We start from the raw sequence: 25378 nt of genomic DNA, 5'->3' as shown, positions 1-25378 counted from the left end.
TTCCAAAAGTGCCTGCCCGTGTACAGTAACTCTGAATCCGCTCGTTTCTATATTTACAGTTCTTTCTTCTCTTCCCCATGCCCCGCATGGCGGCTCTGCTCTAAGTGTACCAGCAGCACCGAAATATCCGCCGGTGACACGCCCGCGATTCGGGATGCCTGACCGATATTTGCCGGTTTATAGAGATTTAACTTCTGTACTGCCTCACGGCGCAGGCTTCCGACCGTGGAATAGTCGAAGTTTTCATCCAGCTTCCGGCTCTCCATCTTCTTGAACTGTGCAACCTGCTGCAGCTGGCGGCGGATATAGCCGTCATACTTGATGTTGATGTTGATCTGCTCGATCACATCTTCCGGAAGTTCCGGACGGTTCGGATCCAGCTCTGCCAGTGCTTCATAGCTTAACTCCGGACGGCGTACCAGCTCTGCCAGCGTTGCCGCGGTCTTGAGCGGGGTGCTTCCGTGGCGCTCTAAAAATTCCTGCACTTCTTTTCCAGCGCCAATGTTGATCTTCTCCAGACGCTTTGCCTCTTCCTCGATTATGTTTTCTTTCCAGAGAACACGCTCATACATCGCATCACTGACCAGTCCAATCTCATGCCCGATCGGGGAAAGACGCAGATCCGCGTTGTCCTGACGCAAAAGCAGGCGGTATTCCGCACGCGACGTCATCATCCGGTACGGTTCATGGTTTTCTTTGGTAACCAGATCGTCGATTAAGACACCGATATATGCCTGGGAACGGTCGAGGATGATCGGTTCTTTTCCCAGCACTTCGCGCGCCGCATTGACACCCGCCATAAAGCCCTGTACCGCCGCTTCCTCATAACCGGAGCTTCCGTTAAACTGACCGCCGCTGAACAATCCCCGGATCGCCTTAAATTCCAGCGATGCCTTCAACTGGCGTGCATTGATACAATCGTACTCAATTGCATATGCATTTCGAACAATTTTTACATTTTCAAGTCCCGGCACGGTACGATACATCGCGTACTGCACATCCTCCGGCAGGGAACTGGACATACCGCCCAGATACATTTCATTCGTATAAATTCCCTCCGGCTCGACAAAAACCTGATGACGGTTCTTATCTGGAAATTTTACCACCTTATCCTCGATCGATGGACAGTAACGCGGACCTGTTCCCTCGATCGCGCCCGAAAAGAGGGGCGATCGATCCAGGTTGTTGCGGATGATCTCATGTGTTTTCTCATTGGTATAGGTCAACCAGCAGGACACCTGCTCCTTCTGCACCGACTCCGGATCGGTGGAAAAAGAAAATGGCACAACCCTCTCATCGCCGAACTGCTCTTCCATCTTAGAAAAATCGATGCTGCGCTTATCAACACGCGCCGGTGTGCCCGTCTTGAAACGGAACATCTCGATTCCCAGCTTTTTCAGGGAATCTGTCAGATGGTTTGCCGCCTGCAGACCATTCGGTCCGGTCGGATTGCTCACATCACCATAGATACATCTCGCTTTCAGGTACGTTCCCGTTGCCAGCACCACCGCCTTGCAGTAATACGTCGCGCCGGAGTACGTTTTCAGTCCTTTGATCTGACCTTCTTCCACGATCAGCTCTGCCACCTCTCCCTGACGGATCGTCAGGTGATCGGTATTTTCCATGGTACGGCGCATCTGGCGGGTGTATTCCTGCTTGTCCGCCTGCGCGCGGAGCGAATGCACCGCCGGTCCCTTGGACTGGTTGAGCATCTTGGACTGTATAAAGGTTTTATCTATATTTTTTCCCATCTCGCCGCCGAGCGCATCCAGCTCGCGCACCAAGTGGCCCTTCGAGCTTCCGCCGACATTCGGGTTGCACGGCATCAGGGCGATGCTGTCCACGCTGACGGTAAACACGATCGTCTCGAGTCCCAGTCTCGCGCTTGCCAGCGCCGCCTCACAGCCGGCGTGTCCCGCCCCGACGACCGCTACATCATAATTTTCTGTTAAACAGGGCATGTTTCCTCTTTCCTCTCTATCTCTGCGTTCTATTCAAGTCGAACGTCCGTGAGACTTGGCGCGTGATTCTGGTCAGCGTAAGCTGACATATTCTTTACAGAATCACTGCGCATCCTCGCGGAGCGTTTATCTCAGTCGGAGACAAGGCTTCCACTGAGACAAATTTGCTATTACTCACCACGGGAGTCTTCTCGACTGAGATAAACACTGCGGCTCATGCGCCGTATGATTCGCAGCCGATTTTACTGTAGCTGCACATTTCAATTCGATCAAACGCCTTATATTCTTTCTTGTTTTCAGATCCACCCTATCATACCACAAGGAAAGAAACCTTGCAAAAAAATTGATCTATTTCCCCATACAAAAATGGCTGAAAATCTCATTCACCAGATCCTCTTCCAGTGATTCCCCAAGGATCGTTCCAAGATGTTCATAGGCATCCATCAGATCAATCGAGAAAAAATCCTCCGGCATCGCATTGTCGATGCTTGTCTCGACCAGACGCAGGCTTTTCAGCGCCTGCTCCATCGCCGTCTTGTGACGGACGTTTGTCAGCATGACCTGATCGTTGAAATTCAGGTTTCCCTGCAAGAACATCGTCTGAATTTTTTCCTCCAATCGATCAATTCCCTGCTGTTCCTTCGCCGATACCGGGATCACTTCCTGCCCGCACGCTTCGCGAAGCGCTTCTTCTGTGAGAACCGGTTCCAGATCTGTCTTATTTAAGAGGACGATCACCTTCCGTCCCCGGATCAAATCGAGGATCTGACGGTCATTTTCATCCAGCTTCCTTGATCCATCGACCACATACAAGATCAAATCTGCCTCATCCGCAATTTTTCTCGCCCGTTCCACGCCAATCTTTTCAACGATATCCTCCGTTTCCCGGATGCCCGCCGTATCGATCAAATTTAAACTAAGCCCGCGCAGACGGATATTTTCCTCCAGCGTATCGCGTGTCGTACCGGCGATCTCTGTCACAATCGCGCGCTCCTCTCCCAGCAGTACATTCATCAGGGACGATTTTCCTGCATTCGGCTTACCTAAGATCACGGTTTTGATCCCCTCCGTCATGATACGCCCGTTGTCAAACGTCCCGATCGACGCCTCCAGCTCCATCTCAATCGGCTGCAGCGTCTCCCGAAGGCGCTCCGGGTATCCGTCCAGAGAAATATGCTCCGGATCATCAAGTGCGGACTCAATAAAGGCAATCTCATAGATTAGTTTTTCGCGGAGTTCCCGCACTTTCCGCGACATTGAACCGCTCAACTGGCTGACCGAAGACTGCAGCGCATACTCATTTTTCGACTGGATCACATCGATCACGGCTTCCGCCTGCGAAAGATCAATTCTGCCATTTAAAAACGCCCGCTTCGTAAATTCGCCTGGTTCCGCCAGCCGTGCCCCACATTTTACCGCCAGCTCCAGAATCCGCTTCATCACCAGCACGCCTCCGTGACAGTCAATCTCTACCGTATCCTCCGCCGTATAACTGTGCGGACCGCGCATCAAAAGAAGCAGCACTTCATCGATCCGTTCCTCTCCATCCCGAATATATCCATAATGAATCGTATACGTTTTCTGCTCTGAAAGCCTCTTCCCCGCCACCGCCGGTTCAAACATCCGCTCCGCCACCGCAACAGCGTCCGAACCGCTAATCCGGATAATCCCAATCCCCGAACTCGAAAGCGCCGTCGCGATCGCGGCGATTGTATCTGTATATACCATATATATATAAATCCTTCCTTGCTTTTTATCTTCTTATTCTATACCATATGGAAGCATTTTCCCATCTTTATTTACAAATCTAGTCTAATATTTATTTCTTTTTTCATGTTTTAACGATAAACCTCTCGCGCTCGATCCCCCACAAAAAAGAAGGTCTAGATACCTCCAGACCTTCTTCGTCACACTTATTTACTTCTCATATCTCCCATACCCGTCACTTCTCTCGCGTCTGCCCTCACGCTTCAGCGAAATAATCACATGCCGGAACGGATCCTCGCCCTCGCTGCGGGTGGTGACATACTTGTCATTCTGCAGCGCTGCATGAATGATCCGTCTCTCATACGGGTTCATCGGCTCCAAAGATACAGAACGTTTCGTTCTCTTTACCTTGTAAGCAATGTTCTTTGCCAGTGTCTCAAGCGTCTCTTTCCGTCTCTCGCGGTAATTCTCGGTATCGAGCTTCACGCGGACGTAATTCTCGCTCTTCTTGTTGACAACCAGGCTGACCAGATACTGGAGAGAATCCAGGGTCTGACCTCTCTTACCGATCAAAATACCCATATCCTCGCCGGAGAGATCGATGTTCATCTCGCACTCTTCCTCATTGAAAGCCGCTGCGATCTTCACATCTAAGTTCATCGCATCAAATACCTGGCTTAAAAAGTCGATCGCACGATCCTCGAGCGTCTCTTTTTTCTTAGCACGGATGATCGCCGGTTTCGCGCCGATCCCCAGAAATCCGGCGCTTCCTTTTTCGACCACTTCGTACTCTAATTTATCACTGGTGGTTTCCAGTTCAATCAGTGCCTTTGTTACTGCCTCATCGACTGTCTTAGCGGTAACCGTAATCATATCCATCCTGCGCCCTCCTTCTATTTTTTCGCGTGCTTATCGTTGTACTTCTGCACCATCTTTGCCTTGGAAGCCAGACTGCCCGGCTTCGGATCGGAATTGTAAAATGCTTCAGACGCCTCCATCTGCTTTTTATTGCGGGAGATCTTGTCCTCTTTCGCCTTGCTTTCCGCATCCTCGCGTGCCTGCAGCGCCTTTAAATTCACGCTTGCCTTCTCGCTGACATTGGCCGGCGGCAGACCTTTTCTCGCTCTCTTCTTGTTCATCTTCTCCACGTTGCGGCGGATCAGATCATCGACATCGATCTTGTTCATATGTGCATTTACGATCAGCTGCTGAACGAGCTGGAATGCACCCTGAACGACCCAGTAGATACCGATCGCGGACGGCAGGGAGAAACAGAAGAATACGGACATCAGCGGCATCGTGATCATCATGCTGTTCATCATGCTCGCGCCCGGTGCGTCCTGATCCACCTGCTGTAAATTGGAAATCAGCTTGGTGGAGAGCCACTGGGTCAGACCTGCGAGGATCGGGATGATCCATGCGATCGTGATGTGGTTAAAACCGGTAAACGGAGGAGTTGCCAGATTGATGCCGAAGAAATAATTCATGCTCTCAATCTTGTCCGCATTCTCCGCGATGGTGGAAGAAATCTGCGGAAATAGACCTTCCAGCGTATCCCATCCAGCCGGTGTCAACTTATATAACATATCTACGACTTTGTTTGCCACGGTGTAGTCTACCTTGTCCACCGCCATGCCGACGCCGCTTGCCAGCTCGGAAATCTTGTTGATGTAATCCGGCTGCTCCATCAGCGGGTTCGCTACGTTGTCAAAAAAGACGCGTACTGACGGTACGTATGCCGGAATGTTGTAGATAACCCGGTACAAAGCGAAGATAATCGGAAGCTGAATCGCCATCGGCAGACATCCTGCCATCGGATTCGAGCCATATTTCTCATAGACTGCCTGCATCTCGACCTGTTGTTTAGCCATCGATGCCTGATCGGTTTTTCCCTTATACTTATTCTGAACCGCCTTGATTTCAGGGTTCATAAGCGACATAAGTTTTGACGATTCCTGCTGTTTGATCGTCAGAGGAAATAACAGTAACTTTGTGATAATGGTAAACAGGATGATACACAGACCGATATTCATGATCCCCATGCTGCTGGTAATCCGGAATAAAAAGTCCATGATATAACCAAACACGCTGGCGATCGGTCCCATGATCGAACCTGCTTTTGTCGCAACTAAAACGCTAACGTCCAATGAACTACCTCCTCATCCTTTACGGAACTGGATCATAACCGCCTTCTGCAAATGGATTACAGCGAAGAATCCGCTTACATGCCAAAATCATACCTTTTACAGCGCCGTACTTTTTAAGTGCCTGGATGGCGTACTCCGAGCACGTCGGCGTGTACTTGCAGTGAGGTCCTGTCATAGGGGAAATATAGAGCTGATATCCCCGAATCATCTTTATCAAGATCTTCTTAATCAATATTCTCACTTCGATTCTCCAGAATGTTATGCAGTCCGCATAAGTGCAGGTATGCACTCTCAATTTTTTTGAAGTCTGCTTCTTTCGCTGCCGGTCTGGCAACGACTACGATGTCTAATCCGAGTCTGACTCTGTCCTTATTTAACCGATAGCTCTCCCGTACCAACCTTGTCACGTGATGGCGGACCACGCTGTTTCCAACCTTTTTGCTGACGGAGATACCGATCCTAGGCTCCTTCCCGTCATCCACCCGCTTCACGTACATAACCAGAAGCTTATTGGCATAGGATTTCCCTGTCTTGTAAACCTTTTGAAATTCGCTGTTCTTCTTAATTGAATTAAAACGCTTCATTAAAATCACCAATTCCCCTGCACCGAGTGTACATCGCAGAGCTTTTCTTAATATTCTTAGAACTTTTTCTATGAATATTAAGAAAGGCCACAATCTATAACTCGATTGCGGCCTCGTTCATTAAGCAGATAATTTTGCTCTACCTTTTGCTCTTCTGGCAGCCAGAACTTTTCTTCCACCTGCGCTGCTCATTCTCGCACGGAATCCATGAACTTTTGCTCTCTGTCTTTTCTTCGGCTGAAATGTCATCTTCATGTCTGCATACACCTCCTCATCCATAATATAGTAAGAGAAATCCACGCTTCCTCCGGTTCGCGCCGAAATCCGCATTCATCTCAACATAGTTAGACTATTGTAATTAAACATCTTCTCCATTATATAGAAGAATTCCGCATTCGTCAACCACTATTTTGATCTTTTTAATCCCCATAGATCAAAGATTTTCTGCGGTTTTTCCACCATTTCGATCCTGCGTCCTCACAGATCGATCGTCGATTGCTGTCGCAGCGCTTTATTGTATACAGTATACACGTTGGAGCATTTCCATTTTGTGGATAAAAAAATCCTTATTTTATCAGCATTCCCACCACCTATTCACAGCTTATCCTCCACTTATCCACATTTTGGGGATAACTTGTGGAAAAGCCGTGGAATACGATCTGGATAAGCTTCTGATTGTTCACACCCATTCACCAAAAAGCCTTATTTTTCGGCGTTTTTTCCACGTGGATAACTGAATTTCACTTATTCACATTGCGGGTTTTTATTGAAAAATGTGGACAAATCATGTAGAATAGAACTTAGATTGGGTTATTTTGCAGTTTTGGCTGCTTTTTACGTTTAGGAGACACAGTATGATAGAGAAAATTAAGGAAAAATGGGATGAAATTCTCCTCCATATTAAAGAAGAACACGAACTGACGGACGTTTCTTTCAAAACATGGCTGCTTCCGACGCAGCCTTATTCCATGAAAGACGGCACCCTTCAGATCCTGGTTCCGGATGTGCAGTTTCTCGGCTATATCAAAAAAAAATACGGACTTTTGATCCAGATTACCATCGAAGAACTAACCGGAATCGAGTGTGAGGTCGATTTTGTCACCATCGAACAGGTCGATGAGCCGCAAAAAGAGACGGACAAAAGCCATCTGATCAACCGCCCGTCCGAGGTCAGCCGCCAGCTCATCCAGGATGCGAACTTAAATCCGCGCTACACATTCGACACCTTCGTCGTCGGCGCGAACAATAACTTAGCGCACGCCGCTTCCCTCGCCGTGGCAGAATCTCCGGGTGAAATCTACAACCCTCTCTTCATTTACGGGGGTGTAGGTCTGGGAAAAACGCATCTTATGCACTCGATCGGACATTTTATCTTAAAAAACAATCCAAAAGCGAAGGTTCTCTACGTTACAAGTGAGAAGTTTACGAACGAACTGATCGATGCGATCCGGAACAAAAACAATATTTCCACCACGGAGTTCCGTGAAAAATACAGAAACAACGACGTCCTCCTCATCGATGATATCCAGTTTATTATCGGTAAGGAATCGACACAGGAAGAATTTTTCCATACCTTCAACGCACTCTATGAAGCGAAAAAACAGATCATTATCTCCTCAGATAAGCCGCCGAAAGAGATCGAGACGCTGGAAGAACGGCTTCGTTCCCGTTTCGAATGGGGCTTGACCGTCGATATCCAGTCGCCGGATTATGAAACCCGTATGGCGATCCTCCGCAAAAAAGAGGAACTCGAGGGCTACAATATAGATAATGAAGTGATCAAGTACATCGCCACCAACGTCAAGTCCAACATCCGTGAGCTCGAGGGCGCCCTCACCAAGATCGTCGCCCTTTCCAAGTTAAATAACAAGGAGATCACGACGGAGCTGGCGGAGGAAGCGCTCAAGGATCTCATTTCCCCGAACGCGGAGAAAGAAGTGACCCCGGAGCTGATCATCCAGGTCGTTGCCGATCATTTCGGTATCACTCCGCTTGACATCTCCTCCCAGAAGCGCAACAAGGAGATCGTATTCCCGCGCCAGATCGTGATGTATATCTGCCGTTCGATGCTCGGAACTTCCCTGCAGAATATCGGCAAATATTTAGGCGGTCGGGATCACACGACGATCATCCACGGTCACGACAAGATCGCTGCCGATATGGAGAAAAACGAATCGCTTCGCAATACAGTGGAAATCTTAATGAAAAAGATCAGCCCACAGTAGGTTTCTTCCACAATTTCGCGTGGAAAAGTGGTTGAAAACCTGTGGATAACTTTTCCCACATTTTGCTCCATTTCAGGGCTGTGGATAATTCAAAAGTTATCCAGCCGGTTCCGGACAGTTTTACACAGCCTTTTTAACCATTCAAAAGGAGTCTGAACCCCTGTATTTTCGGGGCTGTCCGGAGAATTCCACATATTCACAGCCCCTACTACGATTGCGACGGAATATATATATATCTTTTCTTTCCGTTCCACGTTATTTTTAGCAAAGGAGTTATCAACAAACATGAAGCTTTCATTTGAAAAAGATCATTTAATGAACGGCATCAACATTGTTCTGAAGGCCGTTCCTTCCAAAACCACCATGCCGATTCTCGAATGCATCCTGATCGATGCTGTTTCGGATGAGATCAAACTGACCGGCAACGATATGGAGCTGGGAATTGAGACGAAGGTCGAAGGAACGATCCTGGAACGTGGAAAAATCGCTCTTGATGCCAAGCTTTTTTCCGATATTATCCGCAAGCTCTCCGGCGAAAATTCTACGATCACGATCGAATCGGATGAAAAATACAACACGACGATCACCTGTGACAAGGCTATTTTCCAGATTCAGGGCAAGGACGGCGATGAATTTTCCTATATTCCCCACATTGAGCGGGATAAATTCATCACACTTTCCCAGTTTACCTTAAAAGAGATCATCCGCCAGACGATCTTCTCGATCTCGCCGAACGACAGCAACAAGATGATGACCGGTGAGCTGATGGAGGTCACCGGCAATGAACTTAAGCTCGTTTCCCTCGACGGACACCGCATGTCGATCCGCAAAGTTGCATTAAAAGAACAGTACAGTGATATAAAAGTCATCGTTCCTGGCAAGACTTTAGGTGAGATCAGCAAGATCTTAAACGGTGACAACGACTCTGAGGTACAGATTTTCTTCAGCACCAACCACATCATGTTTGAATTTGACGACACGATCGTGTTATCCCGCCTGATTGAGGGCGAGTATTTCCGGATCAATCAGATGCTTTCCTCCGATTATGAGACGAAAGTTACCTTGAACCGCCGTGATTTCATGGATGCGATCGACCGTGCGAGCATTCTCGTCCGTGAAAATGATAAGAAACCTTTGATCTTAAACTTTACCGATGAAGAAATGGAGTTAAAGATGCATTCCGCCTTCGGTACGATGGATGCCCGTCTGGCGATTACCAAGTTTGGAAAAGACCTGATGATCGGCTTCAACCCGAAGTTTTTGGGTGATGCGCTGCGAATCATCGATGATGAGGAAGTGACTCTGTACATGATGAATCCGAAATCCCCGTGCTTTATCCGGGACGAGGAGGAGACTTACATCTATCTGATCCTGCCGGTCAATTTCAATGCGGCAGCGATCTAACCTGCCATTTTTAGACATGGCAGGTGCAGGCAGACAGTGACAGAAAGGATCTGAAATAAGATGGAGATAAAACTGAGAGATGAATTTATAAAACTGGGTCAGGCGCTTAAGGCAGCTGGTCTGGTAGAGTCTGGCGTGGATGCTAAATTTGCGATTCAGGACGGGCTTGTGAAGGTCAATGGCGCGGTGGAGATGCAGCGCGGCAAGAAGCTTTACGACGGGGACAAAGTCGAGTATGACGGAGAGACCGTAACAATCACCAAATAAAGGATGGTTTCATGTTTATCGAATCGATCGAACTCAAAAATTACCGCAATTACGGGGAATTACATATGGATTTTGATCCGGGGACGAATGTTCTCTACGGGGACAACGCGCAGGGTAAAACCAATATTCTTGAAGCGGTCTACGTGTGTGCGACGACCAAGTCCCACCGCGGCAGCAAGGACAGGGAGATCATCGAATTCGGAGAGGACGAGTCCCACATCAAGATGCAGCTTCGCAAGGACGATGTGCCGTACCGGATTGACATGCATCTAAAGAAAAATAAGACGAAGGGCGTGGCGGTCAACGGGATCCCGATCCGGCGGGCGAGCGAGCTTTTCGGCATTGTTAACGTGGTGTTTTTTTCGCCGGAAGATCTGAATCTCATTAAGAACGGGCCGGCGGATCGGCGCCGTTTTATTGATCTGGAATTATGCCAGTTAAACCGGCTCTACGTCCATTCGCTGGTGCAGTACAACCGGGTGGTGATACAGAGAAATAAGCTCTTAAAGGAGCTGTTTTTCCATCCCGAGTACGAGGAGATGCTGGATATATGGGATATGCAGCTTGCTTCCTACGGGCGGGAGGTGAGCCAGTACCGGCGGGAATTTATCGGTGAATTAAACGAATTGATCCGTCCGATCCATCAGAAATTGTCGGGTGGAAAGGAAGAACTCGTCATCCAGTATGAGCCGAACACGGAGGCAGATCAGTTGGAAGCGGCAGTCAAAAAGAGCCGCGAGGCGGACCGGAAGCAGAAGACAACGCTGGTCGGACCACACCGGGATGACTTAAGTTTCTATGTCAACGGAATTGACATCCGGCGCTTCGGTTCACAGGGACAGCAGAGAACGGCGGCATTATCGCTCAAACTGGCGGAGATTGAGCTGGTTAAAAAGATCAAAAAGGAGTATCCGATCCTGCTTCTCGACGATGTTTTGTCGGAGTTAGATGGAAAACGGCAGGATCATCTGCTCGCCAGCATCCGCCACATACAGACGATCATTACCTGTACGGGCTTGGATGATTTTATCAGCCACAGCTTCCAGATAGATAAGACCTTTCGGGTCGTGAGCGGGACGGTCACCTGTGAACGTCCAAACAAGACAACTAGTCAGACATAAAACAGCAAGTGAAGGAGGAACTATGGGTTCAGAATACAGTGCAGATCAAATACAGATATTGGAGGGATTGGAGGCGGTCAGAAAGCGTCCTGGTATGTATATAGGCAGCACATCTGTAAGAGGCCTCCATCACCTGGTGTATGAGATAGTTGACAACTCCGTGGATGAGGCGTTAGCCGGATTCTGCAGTCACATCGAGGTGCAGATCAATGCGGACAATTCCATCACGGTACAGGATGACGGTCGTGGTATCCCGGTTGATACTCAGAAAAAAGCCGGACTTCCGGCGGTTGAGGTCGTATTTACGATCCTGCATGCGGGCGGCAAGTTCGGCGGCGGCGGATACAAGGTATCCGGCGGTCTGCACGGCGTAGGCGCATCGGTTGTAAATGCTCTTTCCGAGTGGCTGGAGGTTGAGATCTGCCGCGATGGAAAGGTATATAAACAGCGCTATGAGCGCGGCAAAACGATGTATCCGCTGAAAGTAGTCGGTGAGTGTGCTCCGGATAAGCACGGCACACGGGTCGTATTCCTGCCGGATAAGGAGATTTTCGAGGAAACGGTCTACGACTATGATACGTTAAAAGTACGCCTGCGTGAGACGGCATTCCTGACGAAAAACTTAAAGATCACCCTGCGGGATGACAGAGAAGTGAAGCATGAGAAGACCTTTCACTATGAGGGCGGTATCAAGGAATTTGTCACCTACTTGAACCGGAGCAATGAGAAGCTCTATGAACCGGTTATCTACTGCGAGGGCATCAAGGACAAGGTATTTGTCGAGGTGGCGATGCAGCATAACGATTCCTACACGGAAAATATCTACACCTTCGTCAATAATATTAACACACCGGAGGGCGGTACCCATCTGGCCGGCTTTAAGAGTGCTCTGACGAAGACTTTTAATGACTATGCGAAGAAAAATAAGCTTCTGAAGGAAAATGAGCCGGCACTCAGCGGTGAGGATATCCGCGAGGGCCTTACAGCGATCATCAGCGTTAAGATCGAGGAGCCGCAGTTTGAGGGACAGACGAAGCAGAAACTCGGCAACAGCGAGGCCCGCGCGGCGGTCGATGCGATCGTGAGCGAGCAGCTGACATATTTCCTGGAGCAGAATCCAACGGTTGCCAAGATCATCTGTGAGAAATCAATTCTTGCCAAGAGAGCCCGCGACGCAGCCCGCAAGGCCCGCGAGATGACGAGACGTAAATCAGCGCTTGACGGCATGGCGCTTCCAGGAAAATTAGCCGATTGTTCCGACAAGAATCCGGAAAACTGCGAGATCTACATCGTAGAGGGAGATTCCGCGGGTGGTTCTGCGAAAGAGGCTAGAAATAAATCCAATCAGGCTATTCTGCCTCTTCGAGGCAAGATCTTAAACGTAGAAAAAGCAAGACTGGATCGAATTTACGGCAATGCGGAGATCCGTGCGATGATCACGGCATTTGGTACCGGTATTCATGAAGATTTTGATATTTCAAAACTTCGTTACAACAAGATCATTATCATGACCGATGCCGATGTGGATGGTGCACATATCAGTACCCTGCTTCTGACGTTCCTGTATCGTTTTATGCCGGATTTGATCCGGGAAGGACATGTATATCTGGCACAGCCGCCGCTTTATAAGATCGAGAAGAATAAGCGTGTCTGGTATGCATACAGCGATGATGAGCTGAATTCGATTCTGACTGAGATTGGCCGTGACAACAACAATAAGATCCAGCGTTATAAAGGTCTGGGTGAGATGGACGCGGAACAGCTTTGGGAGACGACTATGGATCCGGAGCGCCGAATTCTTCTCCGTGTCCAGATCGACAGTGAGACTGCTTCGGAGGTTGATCTGACATTTGCTACCCTGATGGGGGATCAGGTTGAGCCGCGCCGTGAGTTTATCGAGGCAAATGCGAAGTACGTAAAGAACCTGGATATTTAATTAAATTTAAGTCACTTAAATCCTTTTGAGGACGAAAGGAGTATAGATGGAACCAAATATATTTGACAAAATTCATGACATTGATCTGAAAAAGACAATGGAAACGTCTTACATCGATTATGCGATGAGCGTTATTGCTGCCCGTGCACTTCCGGATGTTCGGGATGGCTTAAAGCCGGTACAGAGACGTGTTCTGTATTCCATGGTCGAGCTGAATAACGGGCCGGATAAGCCCCACCGTAAGTCAGCCCGTATCGTCGGTGATACAATGGGTAAATACCACCCGCATGGTGACAGTTCAATCTATGGTGCGTTGGTAAATATGGCTCAGAAATGGGCGACCCGTTACCCGCTTGTAGATGGACATGGAAACTTCGGTTCCATGGACGGTGATGGTGCCGCAGCGATGCGATATACCGAGGCGAGACTGAGCCGTATTTCCATGGAGATGCTGGCAGATATCGGCAAGAATACCGTTGATTTTATGCCAAACTTTGATGAGACTGAGAAAGAACCGACGGTTCTTCCGGCTCGTTTTCCCAATATTCTGGTAAATGGCGGCACCGGTATCGCCGTTGGTATGGCAACGAATATTCCGCCTCACAACCTGCGTGAGGTGATTGCTGCCGTTGTCAAGATCATAGACAACCGGGTGGAGGAAGACCGCCCGACTACCATCGAAGAACTGATGGAGATCGTAAAGGGACCTGATTTCCCGACAGGAGCAACCATCCTTGGAAAAGCAGGCATCGAAGAAGCGTACAGAACCGGACGCGGCAAGATCCGTGTACGGGCTGTATACAATATCGAGGCCATGGCAAATGGCAAGAGCCGTATCATCGTGACAGAGCTTCCTTATGCAGTGAATAAGGCTCGTTTGATCGAAAAGATCGCAGAGCTTGTAAAGGATAAAAAGCTTGATGGAATCACGGATCTGCGTGATGAATCCAACCGTGAGGGACTTCGGATCTGCATTGAACTGCGCCGTGATGTGAATGCCAATGTCATCATGAACCGTCTGCTGAAGCATACACAGCTGCAGGACACCTTTGGTGTGATTATGCTGGCGCTGGTTAATAATGAGCCGCGTATCTTAAATCTGCAGCAGATCCTGGAATATTACTTAAAGCACCAGGAGGATGTGGTAACCAGAAGAACCAAATATGATCTGAACAAGGCAGAAGAGAGAGCCCATATTTTGGAAGGTCTTTTAAAGGCACTGGATCATATCGATGAGGTTATTAAGATCATCCGCGGTTCTGCCAATGTTCAGGCGGCGAAAGCTCAGTTAATGGAGCGTTTTGATCTTTCGGATGCACAGGCACAGGCCATCGTAGATATGCGTCTGCGTGCTCTGACCGGTCTGGAACGTGAGAAACTGGAAAATGAATACAAAGAGCTGGAGGCAAAGATTGCAGAGTTGAAAGCGATTCTGGCAGATGAGAAGAAACTTCTGTGTGTTATCAAGGAGGAGATCTCCCTCATCGCTGATAAATACGGAGATGACCGCCGTACCGCCATCGGATATGATGAATACGATATGTCTGCGGAGGATTTGATCCCGGATGACGATATCGTTGTGACCATGACCAATTTTGGCTATATTAAGAGAATGTCCAGCGATAATTTCAAGAGCCAGAACCGCGGAGGCAAGGGAATCAAGGGCATGCAGACTATTGAGGAAGATTATATCGAAGATCTGCTGATGACCACAACCCATCATTATGTGATGTTCTTTACCAACAAGGGACGCGTATACCGTCTGAAGGGATACGAGATTCCGGAGGCAGGACGCACTGCCAGAGGTACTGCCATCGTGAATCTGCTTCCGCTGATGCCAGGCGAGAAGATCACATCCATCGTTCCTATGAAGGAGATCGATGATGAGAAATATCTCTTCATGGCAACCCGCAATGGTATGGTTAAGAAGACTCCGATGAAGGAATACAGCAATGTCCGCAAGAACGGTCTTCAGGCGATTGTACTTCGTGATGACGATGAATTGATCGAAGTTAAGGCTACCGATAATACCGAAGATATTTTCCTGATCACAAAGAAAGGTATGTGTATCCGATTCCATGAGACCGATGTCCGCGTGACAGGCCGTGTTTCCATGGGGGTTATCGGCATGAAGTTTGATGAAGGCGATGAAGTCATCGGTATGCAGATGGCCAGCCAGGGAGAATGCCTGCTGGTAGTATCGGAAAATGGTTATGGAAAACGCACTCCGATTGATGAATTTACAGCCCAGAACCGTGGCGGCAAGGGCGTGCGCTGCTATAAGATCATCGACAAAACCGGTGATTTGGTGGGTGCAAAGCTGGTAGATAATGAGCGCAAGATCATGCTGATTACCAATGAAGGCATTATCATCAAGATGGCAGTCAGCGACATCTCGATTATCGGACGCAATACCTCCGGTGTGAAGCTGATGAGTATTGATGCTGAATCCGGCATAGCAGTTGCAAGCATCGCCAAGGTGCGGGAGAGCGACAAGGATGAGGATGAAGAAGACGAATTTCTGGAGGAACAGGACGGAGAAGAAACCGAATCTGAGAATACGGAAGAATAAAAGTTACAGTTCAGCCATGCGCTGGTTTGAATGAGAAAGTGTGTTGCAAGCTTGCTTGCATAAGCACTTTTTCATCCAAATCAGCATATGGTGGACCCACCATGCTTCTTGTTTTCATGAATATGGAAACAAGAAGATGTCATGGCTGAACTGTAACGAATAAAAAGTAAAAAAGATCAGATATCCTTGATCTTTGAAAAGAAAATCATAAAAAAGAGAACATCCGGCAATTCATAAACTGGAATTAGCGGGTGTTCTCTTTTTGATCTTTATAAGGCGCAGTATTTTAACAGCGTCACAGCGTCGTTTCTCTCTGAATGAGTCGGCACTTGAATTCCTGGTAGGTAAATTCAGATTCACGGTTTTCGATCATAGCAAGAAGAAGTTTGGCAGCATACTCGCCCATTTGATCGTAGGGAATATCAATGCCGCTGATAGAAGGATAGTCCATTTCATAGAAATTCACCTCGTTCAGGAAGATATGGCGAATTCTCTGAGGGATGGAAAAGCCTGTTTTTAATATTTCACGCTGCAGCAGCAGTCCAATGTCGTAGTTTTGAGAAATGGCAAGATCAAAACTGCGGTTTTCCATGTATTTAGCTAAAAATTGCTGCAAATGAATCAGATCACGATCCTTGATAGGACAGATCACGTGCTCCAGATGGCAGTTCGGTGCCGTCCGGCGAAGCAGGGATTCAAAAAGCGGATATTTATTATTGACTAAAAGACCGTCATTGCTGATGGAAAAATACCGCACTTCGCGGATTCCCTTTTCCAGACAGAAGGAGGCACATTCCTGCAGGGCATATTCAAATGCATGGGGGAACGGCGTTTTTTTTGAGAAAACCCCGTCCATACAGATAACCACATAAGGAATATGATTTTCATCGGCCGGTTTTGTAAAAGCAGCGTGATCATCGTTGGAAATAAAAATGAGTCCATCGATCACGTTGGAATAATAGCTTTTGACATAATCCGGAGAAGAATCTATATCATCCATTTCATTGAAAATCGTGATGGTATAGTCGATCTGGGACAGGTACTGGCTGATTCCGGTAAAAGCATTTAAGAAAGCCTGGCGGCTGTAATCCTTTGCACATACAATTCCGATGGATGTACAGTTTTTGGTCCGCATGCTTTTGGCGGAAGCATTGGGATAGTAGTGAAGTGCTTCAACGGCATCTAAAACCTTGCGTCTGGTTTCCTCACTGATCTTCTGATTCTGGCGATTATTGATCACATAAGATACAGTCGCCTGAGAGACTCCGCAGAGTTTTGCGATGTCTTTTGCAGTAACATTTTTTTTCATAATTTTGTAGACTCCTTATAACACTTTTACAGTTTATTAAATTTCTCTAAAAATGTCTATAGAAATTCACTAAAATACACAATAATTTAATATTACTAAAAAAACAATTGAAATGCCGATCCTTTTGTGATATTCTAACAATACAAAATTTACTTATACGTATAAGTTAGGAATGGAGGAAAAAATGGGAAAAGCAAACGAACAAGCAAAAGATAAGCCTTCGTTATTAAACCGCTGGCTGAACGGAATTGAGAAAGTCGGAAATAAACTTCCGCATCCGATTTCTATTTTTGCAATTTTAGTTCTCTTTGTTATCGTTCTTTCTGCTGTCTGTGAGATGGCTGGAGTTTCGGCAACAGGTGAACTGGTTAACCGTTCTAAGGGAGTCGTAGAGACTCAGACGGTTCAGGCTGTCAGCCTTTTGAATGGTGAGGGGCTTGTGTATATGCTGACACATGCAATCACTAACTTTACAGGATTCGCTCCTTTGGGAGTTGTCCTGGTAGCTATGTTTGGTATCGGACTTCTGGAGGACAGTGGTTTAATCGGAGGCGCATTAAAGTCTGCTGTAGAGGTTACTCCGGCTAAGTTAATTACTCCGATGATCGTATTCTTAGGCGTTATGTCCAACCTGGCCGATGCAGTTGGATACATCGTTCTGATTCCGATCGCAGCACTGATGTTCATGGCATACAATCGTCATCCGGTAGTTGGTATGGCTGCAGCATTTGCAGGTGTATCCGGTGGTTTCTCTGCAAACTTATTAATCGGTACTCTGGATCCGCTTCTTTGCGGTATTACCAACGAGGCTGTAAAGATGGTAGACCCGACTTATGTAGTTGAGCCGACCGGAAACTGGTACTTCATGATGGTGTCTACCTTCCTGATCACAATTTTAGGTACTATCATCACTGAGAAAGTCGTTGCACCGCGTTTTGGTGAGTATCACGGCAATGGGGAAGAGAATGAAACAAGCTCTGAATATAAATTAAACGACCAGGAAAGAAAAGCTCTGAAAGTAGCTGGTTTAACCTTACTGGTTATGGTAGCTTTCTGTCTCCCGGCTAACTCTGTTATGAGAGCTGAGGATGGAACACTGTTAGGAAACTCTCCGTTTATGGAGGGCATCATCCCGATTATCACTGTACTTTTCTTCGTACCGTCTGTTGTATATGGTCATATGACTGGTGTATACCACGGAGAGAAGGATGTCTGCAACGCTATGGGACGTGCCATGGGAACCATGAGCTCCTACATCGCTCTGACCTTTGTGGCAGCACAGTTTATTAACTTCTTTGGTTATACCAAATTAGGAACGATCCTTGCATTAAAGGGAGCTGAGTTCTTTAGAAACTCTGGTATTGGAACTATCCCGACCATGATCTTATTCGTTCTTTTTGCAGCATTCATCAACCTGTTCATGGGTTCTGCATCTGCAAAATGGGCTCTGATCGCGCCGGTATTCGTACCGATGTTCATGCTGTTAGGTTACACACCGGAGTTCGCTCAGGTTGCTTACCGTATCGGTGACTCCTGTACAAACGTTATCACTCCGATGATGTCCTATTTCGCAATGATTATCGTATTCATGAAGAAATATGATAAAGAGGCTGGTATCGGAACTCTGGTTTCCACCATGCTTCCGTACAGTATCTGCTTCCTGATTGGATGGAGTATCCTGTTAGTATTATGGATCGTACTTAACCTTCCGTTAGGACCGGGTGTTGGAATGTTTCTTGGCTAATGGGGCTGAATTGTTACGATAATTTAAATAACTAGAATAAGATGTACTCTGGGAATGTTTTATGCGGAATGCATAGACATTCCAGGAGTACATATTTTTTCAAAAAAATCGTATGAAGGAGGAAATAATGAACCAGACAAATATAAAAATTGGACAATTAAGAGATCGCATGAAAGAACTGGGAATCGATGCATACCTGGTTCCGACTGCGGATTTTCATGAATCTGAGTATGTAGGCGAATTCTTTAAATGCCGTCACTTCCTGACCGGTTTCAACGGAACCGCTGGAACGGCTGTTATCACTATGGACAAAGCCGGACTCTGGACAGACGGAAGATACTTTGTACAGGCAGAAGAGCAGCTTTCAGGCAGTGAGATCAAATTATACCGCATGGGTGAACCTGAATTCCCGACTCTGGACGAGTTTTTAGAGGAGGAGCTTCCGGTTGATGGATGCCTTGGATTTGACGGCCGTGTTGTAAACTCTGAGCTGGGGTATGGTCTTCAGAACTTACTGCAGGAAAAAAATGTAACAATCAACTGCAGCAAGGATCTGGTAGGTGAGATCTGGACTTCCCGTCCGGCTATGTCCTGCGAGCCTATCTGGAGCTTGGATGTAAAATATGCCGGAAAGAGTACCGTAGAGAAACTTTCTGATCTTCGTGATGCCATGAAGAAAAATAAAGCACAGATTCATCTGATGACGGCCCTGGATGAAATCGCATGGTTATTCAATCTCCGTGGAAACGATATTGTAAATAACCCGGTATTTCTGTCCTATGCACTTATTACACAGGATGAAGCCTATTTATACGTACAGAAAGAAGCTATCAAAGAAGATACTAAGATGGGAAAAGAGGTTTGTGCGGCTTTAGCTGAGGCAAAGGTTCAGGTAAAAGAGTATGCGGAATTCTTACAGGATGTGGCAGCCCTGAAGAATGAGAAGGTTCTTCTGGAACGCAAGAAAGCAAGCTTTGCTGTATGCGAGAGCCTTGATGCTTCCTGCCGTATCATAGATGAGATGAATCCTTGTGCGACCATGAAGGCTGTTAAGAATGCGACCGAGATCGAAAATATGCGTAAGGCCCATTTAAAAGATGGTATAGCTGTTACCAAGTTTATGTACTGGCTGAAGCATACCATCGGAACCTGCGATATGACAGAGATGACAGCGGCTCATAAAATTGAAGAACTGCGAGCAGAGCAGGGCAATTATATCGAGCCAAGTTTCGTAACCATTGCAGCTTACAAGGAAAATGCAGCAATGTGCCATTATCATCCAAGCGATGAGGTATGCAAGAAATTAAAACCGGAAGGTCTTCTGCTGGTAGATTCCGGAGGACAGTATTTAGAGGGAACTACTGATATCACAAGAACCTATGCGTTAGGACCTCTGACCGAGAAGGAAAAAGAGTACTACACAATCGTAGCAGCCGCTATGCTGAAGGTATCAACCATGAAGTTCCTTCACGGCTGCCGGGGAATCAACTTAGACTACACCATCCGTGAAGCATTCTGGAAACGTGGTCTTGATTTTGCACATGGTACCGGACATGGTGTTGGATATCTTTCTAACGTACATGAGAGACCGAACGGACTGCGCTGGAAGGTTGTTCCGGAGCGTCAGGACAGCGCTGTGATCGAGCCGGGCATGATCTGCTCCGATGAGCCGGGTCTGTACTTTGCAGGCGATTTCGGAACCAGAACAGAGAACCTGATCTTATGTGTCGAGGATGAGAAGAATGAGTACGGACAGTTCCTGAAGTTCGAATTCCTGACCAAGGCGCCGATTGACTTAGAGGCACTGGATACACGTTTCATGGATGACGCGGATATTGAGCGCTTAAATACATACCATAAAGACGTATACGAAACCATTTCTCCGTACATGAATGACGAAGAAAAAGAGTGGTTAAAACACGTGACAAGAGAAATTTCAAGATAATATGATGTTACAGTTCAGCCATGCGCTGGTTTGAATAAATATGGAAACAAGAAGATGTCATGGCTGAACTGTAACAATATAATACCTCCTGAATAGATAGAGATAAATTCAAGTCGAACGTCCGTGAGACTTGGCGCGTGATTCTGGTCAGCAAAGCTGGCATATTCCTATCAGAATCACTGCGCATGAGATCAAAATCTATTCAGGGGGTATTTTTATTACATCTATTCAGAAATGATTGCAAGATTATTTAATTTCTATTATGATGATATAAGAGTCATTAATGATTAAGAGATGCGGTTCTGTCAGCAGGGGCAGATAAAAATTTCATGGAAGAAGGGTAGTTTTCAAATGAGAAGAATCAATGTTGAAACCATTACACAGAATATCAAAGAAATGTGCATTGAGGCCAACCATTTTCTGTCACCGGATATGAAAAAGGTGTTTGATGAGGCGGCAGCGAGTGAAGAATCTCCATTGGGACGTCAGATTTTAGGTCAGCTGGAAGAAAACTTATGTATCGCCGGTGAGGAGATGATTCCGATCTGCCAGGATACCGGAATGGCAGTCGTGTTTATCAAGGTGGGACAGGATGTACATCTGATCGGCGGTTCTCTGACCGATGCTATCAATGAGGGCGTGCGCCAGGGATATGTAGACGGATATCTCCGTAAATCCGTGGTTAAGGATCCGATTTACCGTGAGAATACGAAGGATAATACACCGGCTATCATTCATTATGAGATCGTAGAGGGTGAGCAGGTAGAGATCACGGTGGCTCCGAAGGGGTTCGGAAGTGAAAATATGAGCCGTATATTCATGCTGAAACCGGCAGATGGAATCGAAGGAGTCAAGGATGCTATTCTGACAGCGGTGCGGGATGCAGGACCGAATGCCTGTCCTCCGATGGTAGTAGGTGTCGGAATCGGCGGAACCTTTGAAAAGTGTGCAGAGATGGCGAAGCACGCGCTGACCAGAAATCTGGAAGAGGAATCACCGGTTGAGTATGTGCGTGATCTGGAAAAAGAAATGCTTGAAACGATCAATAACCTTGGAATCGGTCCTGGAGGTTTAGGCGGACGGACAACCGCACTGGCTGTCAATATTGAAACCTATCCGACCCATATTGCAGGGCTGCCGGTAGGCATCAATATCTGCTGTCATGTAAACCGTCATGCGCACAGAGTGATTTGATGAATATTTTTAGGATTGCGGAAGTGCGAAGCACATAGCAATCCGGTATCAAAAGGGGAAAAATCTCTTGTGACCCAAACATCGTTTGATAGTATAAAGAATGTACTCTCGGAGTCTTTCCTGCACAAAAGGATACCGAGAGCACATAAGATAGATTTGGAGGAAAATATGGATAAAACAATCACAGCTCCAATTGACAGGGAGACATTAAAAAGCCTGCATGCAGGTGATTATGTATATATAAGCGGAACCATCTATACGGCACGTGATGCAGCTCATAAGCGCATGATAGAGACGCTGGATGAAGGAAGAGAACTTCCCCTTGATCTGAAAGATAATGTAATTTATTATATGGGACCGTCACCGGCCAGAGAGGGCCGTCCGATTGGTTCTGCAGGTCCGACCACAGCCAGCCGTATGGATAAATATACTCCAAGACTTCTGGATCTCGGCATGGGAGCCATGATCGGAAAAGGAAAGAGAAGCCAGGCAGTCATCGATGCCATCGTTCGCAATGGTGCCGTTTATTTTGCGGCAGTGGGCGGAGCCGGAGCAATTCTTTCAAAGTGCATTAAGGAATCGGAAGTGATTGCATACGATGATCTGGGAACAGAGGCGATCCGAAAATTGACGGTAGAAAATATGCCTATGATTGTGGTAATTGATTCCGAAGGAAACAATCTTTACGAGACCGCGGTAAAGGAATATCAGAGATAGGATAATAAGATATCAGATGTGGGATGACTCCCATCCCGCAGCAAGAATGCAGATGCATTTTTGAGTTTTATGAAGAGAGGTTATTGGCTGTTTTGCAAATAACCTCTCTTTTGTCGTGAAGAATAAAGTTATAATTGATAGAGATAAACCATGATTGGCATGGTTATCATACAGAATAGAGTGGTAATTACGTTAATGGCACCAGCATAGCGGGCATCTTTTCCATATACCTGGGCCATCTGCGTGATTGTGGCGGCGGATGGGGTGATTGTGGCTAACAGGGTGACAAGCAGAATTTGTGAACCATTCTCAGTAAAAGAAGCAAGGCCGCTGAATTTAAGAAGTAAAATTGTCAAAAGCGGTACACCGATGAGCCGCAGAATCGTGACAAGTCCAATATGGGGAAAAGCCAGAATTTCCTGGGGCGTGGTTCCGGCAATCAGCATTCCTGAGATCAGCATGGCCAAAGGACCAATCATGCTTCCCAGGGAGCGGACAGCGCTGTCCACTGGACCGGGAAGTGAAATCTGTGCCAAGAATAGAAAAATACAGAATAAAATGGCAATCATATTTGTATTTGTTATGATTTTTTTAAAATCAGGCTTCTTTTCTTCACAGATCATCATTTTGCCATGACTCCAGAGAAGAAAAAGCTGTACAGAGACGTAGGCGCTGGAATAAATAACCCAGTCTGGTCCTAGAATAGAGGAAACAAGCGGTATAACAAGATTTCCTGCATTAGAGTAGATGATAGAGGCTTTTTCGACTCCGTTAAGATGAAGAAGAGGTCCTATAAAGTAAAAAAGGACAATCAGGATGAGATGGATCAATACAGCAGCAGCCACCGCCAAAAGAAGCCCATTTAGGATGGAAGGGCTGCAGCTGACCTGAAAAGCAGATAAAATCGAACAGGGGACTACGATATAGACAGACAGGCGTGAAAGAATGCGGCTGTCATCTGAGCGGCAAATGCCAGTCTTTACCAAAACAAAGCCTAAAAACATGATGATAAATAATGCCGCAATTTTACCAACTAAAATTCCAATGGACATAATACGTTTGCTACCTCCTCATAACAGGGCATAGAGACAGAATATTTTTTTGCAAGTCGGAGGGGCTCCATGACAAGTCCGTCCAGTTCCGATGGTTTTCCTTCCATTATGTCACGCTGCATGGAAGTGGTGGCATCGGCAGATAAGTTGGAAAGAATCTCCAGATTTATTTTTACATAGTCTTTTTCAAAGGGATATCCCATGGCAGCAGCCAGAGCGCTGATTTCACGAATCATGGATTTAAATAATTCACGGGCAGGTCCTTCCTTTTGAAAATCTCCGGCCACGGCATGAAGGTAGACTCCGGCAGCTCCGATAGGGGAGACATAGGAAAATTTCTCCAAAGCATCCCTTTGGATATGGGTGGATAAAACTCCATCGATACCGCTTTCGCAAAGATCCGATTGAATGGCTGATAAAATCGGAGAAATATAGGAAGGATCCCTGGGACCGAAGACAACTCTTAAGATAGGACCGTGCTGAACCAGAACACCGGGATGTTCTAAGGATGCAGAAACATAGATGCATCCATCCAGAACGGTACAATCCGGTAATTCTTTCTGCACCCTGGCACCGGTTCCATATATATTTAAGATGGGAATAATAATTGTGCGGGGACCAGCGGTCTGTCGGATAAAAGGAAGGACGGAATCAAGGGAATATTCTTTTACACATATAAAGATAACCTCCGGAGCCAGGGAAAGAGCACAGGATTCTTCCATGGATAATGCACGAACCTCAAGATGTTCTTCCGTCTGATCCCAGAGATGACGAATGATGAGACCGTTATTACGCATAGCATCAAGGTTGGAACTACGGGCAATGAATGTAACATCTTTTCCGGCTTTTGTGAGAGCAGCTCCAAGAATTCCTCCGGTACCGCCGGCTCCCAGAATCATATATTTTAAATTCATAAAAAACTCCTTTCTGAATCCTAATCTGGATTGCTGCGTGCGATGCGATGCAGTCCTGCAATCCGCCAAAACATCTCGCTAAGTGCTTATAGTATCATATCATAGAATATATTGAAAAATGGTGGTTTAAAGGAAATAAAAAAAAAGAAAAAACTTGGATAAATTTGCTTGACATTTTAAATTTTCTTTGATACAATGAGATACGCGTCTGACAAAGAAATGCGTTAAGATGCAATTGAATATTTTTTTTATTACTGCGGAGAAATACTCAAGAGGCCGAAGAGGCGCCCCTGCTAAGGGTGTAGGTCGGGCAACCGGCGCGAGGGTTCAAATCCCTCTTTCTCCGTTTCTTTTTTTAAAAAAAGCTAGAAAAAATAAAAACAAAAAAGTGCTTGACACTGATGAGTTTTCGTGATAAACTAGCTGAGCTGTTGAAGAAACGGCGCTTTTGAAAAAGAAAAACAAAAAATAAAATAAAAAAGTTGTTGACAAGCAAGAATGCTTATGATAGAATATATGAGCTGTCGCTGAGACAACAAAGAACCTTGAAAACTGAACAGTATGTAAAACCCTGAAAAT

Annotated in this window: 21 protein-coding genes and 1 tRNA gene; 11 read left to right on the top strand and 11 right to left on the bottom strand. The window is 46.5% G+C overall.

Going from position 1 to position 25378, the window contains the following annotated elements; all coding sequences use genetic code 11:
• Positions 1 to 53: 53 nt before the first annotated feature.
• From mnmG to rpmH, 7 genes are all read right to left on the bottom strand, one after another.
• Positions 54 to 1961: a tRNA uridine-5-carboxymethylaminomethyl(34) synthesis enzyme MnmG gene (gene mnmG / locus DW931_RS14810; protein ID WP_118469368.1), complete on the bottom strand. Its 1908-nt coding sequence runs from the start codon at positions 1959 to 1961 to the stop codon at positions 54 to 56.
• Between the two features lie 348 nt (positions 1962 to 2309).
• Entirely contained in the window at positions 2310 to 3689 is a 1380-nt protein-coding gene (gene mnmE, locus DW931_RS14805) for a tRNA uridine-5-carboxymethylaminomethyl(34) synthesis GTPase MnmE (RefSeq protein WP_117796775.1), read from the bottom strand.
• A 189-nt stretch (positions 3690 to 3878) separates the two neighbouring features.
• Positions 3879 to 4547, bottom strand: a complete 669-nt coding sequence (gene jag / locus DW931_RS14800) for an RNA-binding cell elongation regulator Jag/EloR (protein WP_107000956.1) — start codon at positions 4545 to 4547, stop codon at positions 3879 to 3881.
• 14 nt (positions 4548 to 4561) lie between these two features.
• Complete coding sequence (locus DW931_RS14795; protein ID WP_338126582.1) at positions 4562 to 5815, bottom strand: YidC/Oxa1 family membrane protein insertase; 1254 nt, start codon at positions 5813 to 5815, stop codon at positions 4562 to 4564.
• 19 nt (positions 5816 to 5834) lie between these two features.
• Entirely contained in the window at positions 5835 to 6044 is a 210-nt protein-coding gene (gene yidD, locus DW931_RS14790) for a membrane protein insertion efficiency factor YidD (protein ID WP_333489800.1), read from the bottom strand.
• Positions 6040 to 6399, bottom strand: coding sequence for a ribonuclease P protein component (gene rnpA, locus DW931_RS14785; protein ID WP_107000958.1), 360 nt, complete (start codon positions 6397 to 6399; stop codon positions 6040 to 6042). The genes yidD and rnpA overlap by 5 nt, the downstream gene beginning before the upstream one ends.
• A gap of 120 nt (positions 6400 to 6519) precedes the next feature.
• Positions 6520 to 6654: a 50S ribosomal protein L34 gene (gene rpmH / locus DW931_RS14780; protein ID WP_087225913.1), complete on the bottom strand. Its 135-nt coding sequence runs from the start codon at positions 6652 to 6654 to the stop codon at positions 6520 to 6522.
• Between the two features lie 599 nt (positions 6655 to 7253).
• Between rpmH and dnaA the strand changes: the two genes are divergently transcribed.
• From dnaA to gyrA, 6 genes are all read left to right on the top strand, one after another.
• The gene (gene dnaA, locus DW931_RS14775) at positions 7254 to 8624 is read left to right on the top strand and encodes a chromosomal replication initiator protein DnaA (protein ID WP_022358493.1); all 1371 of its coding nucleotides are present in this window, start codon (positions 7254 to 7256) and stop codon (positions 8622 to 8624) included.
• A gap of 285 nt (positions 8625 to 8909) precedes the next feature.
• On the top strand, positions 8910 to 10028 hold the full coding sequence (gene dnaN / locus DW931_RS14765) for a DNA polymerase III subunit beta (RefSeq protein ID WP_022358494.1): 1119 nt from the start codon (positions 8910 to 8912) through the stop codon (positions 10026 to 10028).
• Positions 10029 to 10088: 60 nt separating this feature from the next.
• On the top strand, positions 10089 to 10295 hold the full coding sequence (locus DW931_RS14760; protein ID WP_107000960.1) for an RNA-binding S4 domain-containing protein: 207 nt from the start codon (positions 10089 to 10091) through the stop codon (positions 10293 to 10295).
• 11 nt (positions 10296 to 10306) lie between these two features.
• Positions 10307 to 11416: a DNA replication/repair protein RecF gene (gene recF / locus DW931_RS14755; protein ID WP_117796771.1), complete on the top strand. Its 1110-nt coding sequence runs from the start codon at positions 10307 to 10309 to the stop codon at positions 11414 to 11416.
• 22 nt (positions 11417 to 11438) lie between these two features.
• The gene (gyrB, locus tag DW931_RS14750) at positions 11439 to 13352 is read left to right on the top strand and encodes a DNA topoisomerase (ATP-hydrolyzing) subunit B (RefSeq protein ID WP_107000962.1); all 1914 of its coding nucleotides are present in this window, start codon (positions 11439 to 11441) and stop codon (positions 13350 to 13352) included.
• Positions 13353 to 13398: 46 nt separating this feature from the next.
• Complete coding sequence (gyrA, locus tag DW931_RS14745) at positions 13399 to 15924, top strand: DNA gyrase subunit A (RefSeq protein ID WP_117796769.1); 2526 nt, start codon at positions 13399 to 13401, stop codon at positions 15922 to 15924.
• Between the two features lie 295 nt (positions 15925 to 16219).
• Here gyrA and DW931_RS14740 read toward each other — a convergent pair whose 3' ends face one another.
• Positions 16220 to 17233, bottom strand: coding sequence for a LacI family DNA-binding transcriptional regulator (locus DW931_RS14740; protein ID WP_118482402.1), 1014 nt, complete (start codon positions 17231 to 17233; stop codon positions 16220 to 16222).
• A 184-nt stretch (positions 17234 to 17417) separates the two neighbouring features.
• Here DW931_RS14740 and DW931_RS14735 point away from each other — a divergent pair, with 184 nt between their 5' ends.
• From DW931_RS14735 to DW931_RS14720, 4 genes are all read left to right on the top strand, one after another.
• On the top strand, positions 17418 to 18977 hold the full coding sequence (locus DW931_RS14735) for an AbgT family transporter (protein ID WP_118482403.1): 1560 nt from the start codon (positions 17418 to 17420) through the stop codon (positions 18975 to 18977).
• Positions 18978 to 19104: 127 nt separating this feature from the next.
• Positions 19105 to 20922 carry an aminopeptidase P family N-terminal domain-containing protein gene (locus DW931_RS14730; RefSeq protein WP_118493323.1) on the top strand — a complete coding sequence of 606 codons (1818 nt, stop codon included), beginning with the start codon at positions 19105 to 19107 and terminating at the stop codon, positions 20920 to 20922.
• Positions 20923 to 21273: 351 nt separating this feature from the next.
• Complete coding sequence (locus DW931_RS14725; RefSeq protein ID WP_118482404.1) at positions 21274 to 22116, top strand: fumarate hydratase; 843 nt, start codon at positions 21274 to 21276, stop codon at positions 22114 to 22116.
• A gap of 150 nt (positions 22117 to 22266) precedes the next feature.
• Positions 22267 to 22833: a Fe-S-containing hydro-lyase gene (locus tag DW931_RS14720; protein WP_329750711.1), complete on the top strand. Its 567-nt coding sequence runs from the start codon at positions 22267 to 22269 to the stop codon at positions 22831 to 22833.
• Between the two features lie 128 nt (positions 22834 to 22961).
• On the opposite strand, the gene DW931_RS14715 is transcribed toward DW931_RS14720, so the two are convergent.
• Together DW931_RS14715 and DW931_RS14710 are read right to left on the bottom strand one after the other, a co-directional pair.
• Positions 22962 to 23885 carry an AEC family transporter gene (locus tag DW931_RS14715; protein ID WP_118482406.1) on the bottom strand — a complete coding sequence of 308 codons (924 nt, stop codon included), beginning with the start codon at positions 23883 to 23885 and terminating at the stop codon, positions 22962 to 22964.
• Positions 23867 to 24799 carry a 2-dehydropantoate 2-reductase gene (locus DW931_RS14710; protein ID WP_118482407.1) on the bottom strand — a complete coding sequence of 311 codons (933 nt, stop codon included), beginning with the start codon at positions 24797 to 24799 and terminating at the stop codon, positions 23867 to 23869. The genes DW931_RS14715 and DW931_RS14710 overlap by 19 nt, the downstream gene beginning before the upstream one ends.
• 258 nt (positions 24800 to 25057) lie before the next feature.
• Between DW931_RS14710 and DW931_RS14705 the strand changes: the two genes are divergently transcribed.
• Positions 25058 to 25145, top strand: a tRNA-Ser gene (locus DW931_RS14705).
• On the opposite strand, the gene DW931_RS16120 is transcribed toward DW931_RS14705, so the two are convergent.
• A partial coding sequence (locus DW931_RS16120) for a hypothetical protein (RefSeq protein ID WP_118627004.1) occupies positions 25127 to 25378 on the bottom strand: 252 nt, incomplete at its 5' end. The two genes, DW931_RS14705 and DW931_RS16120, sit on opposite strands and share 19 nt — an antisense overlap.

Origin of the sequence: Clostridium sp. AM43-3BH (assembly GCF_003479985.1) — a bacterium.
In the GTDB taxonomy this organism is placed as follows: domain Bacteria; phylum Bacillota; class Clostridia; order Lachnospirales; family Lachnospiraceae; genus Otoolea; species Otoolea fessa.
This window is presented reverse-complemented; position numbering and strand designations above follow the sequence as displayed.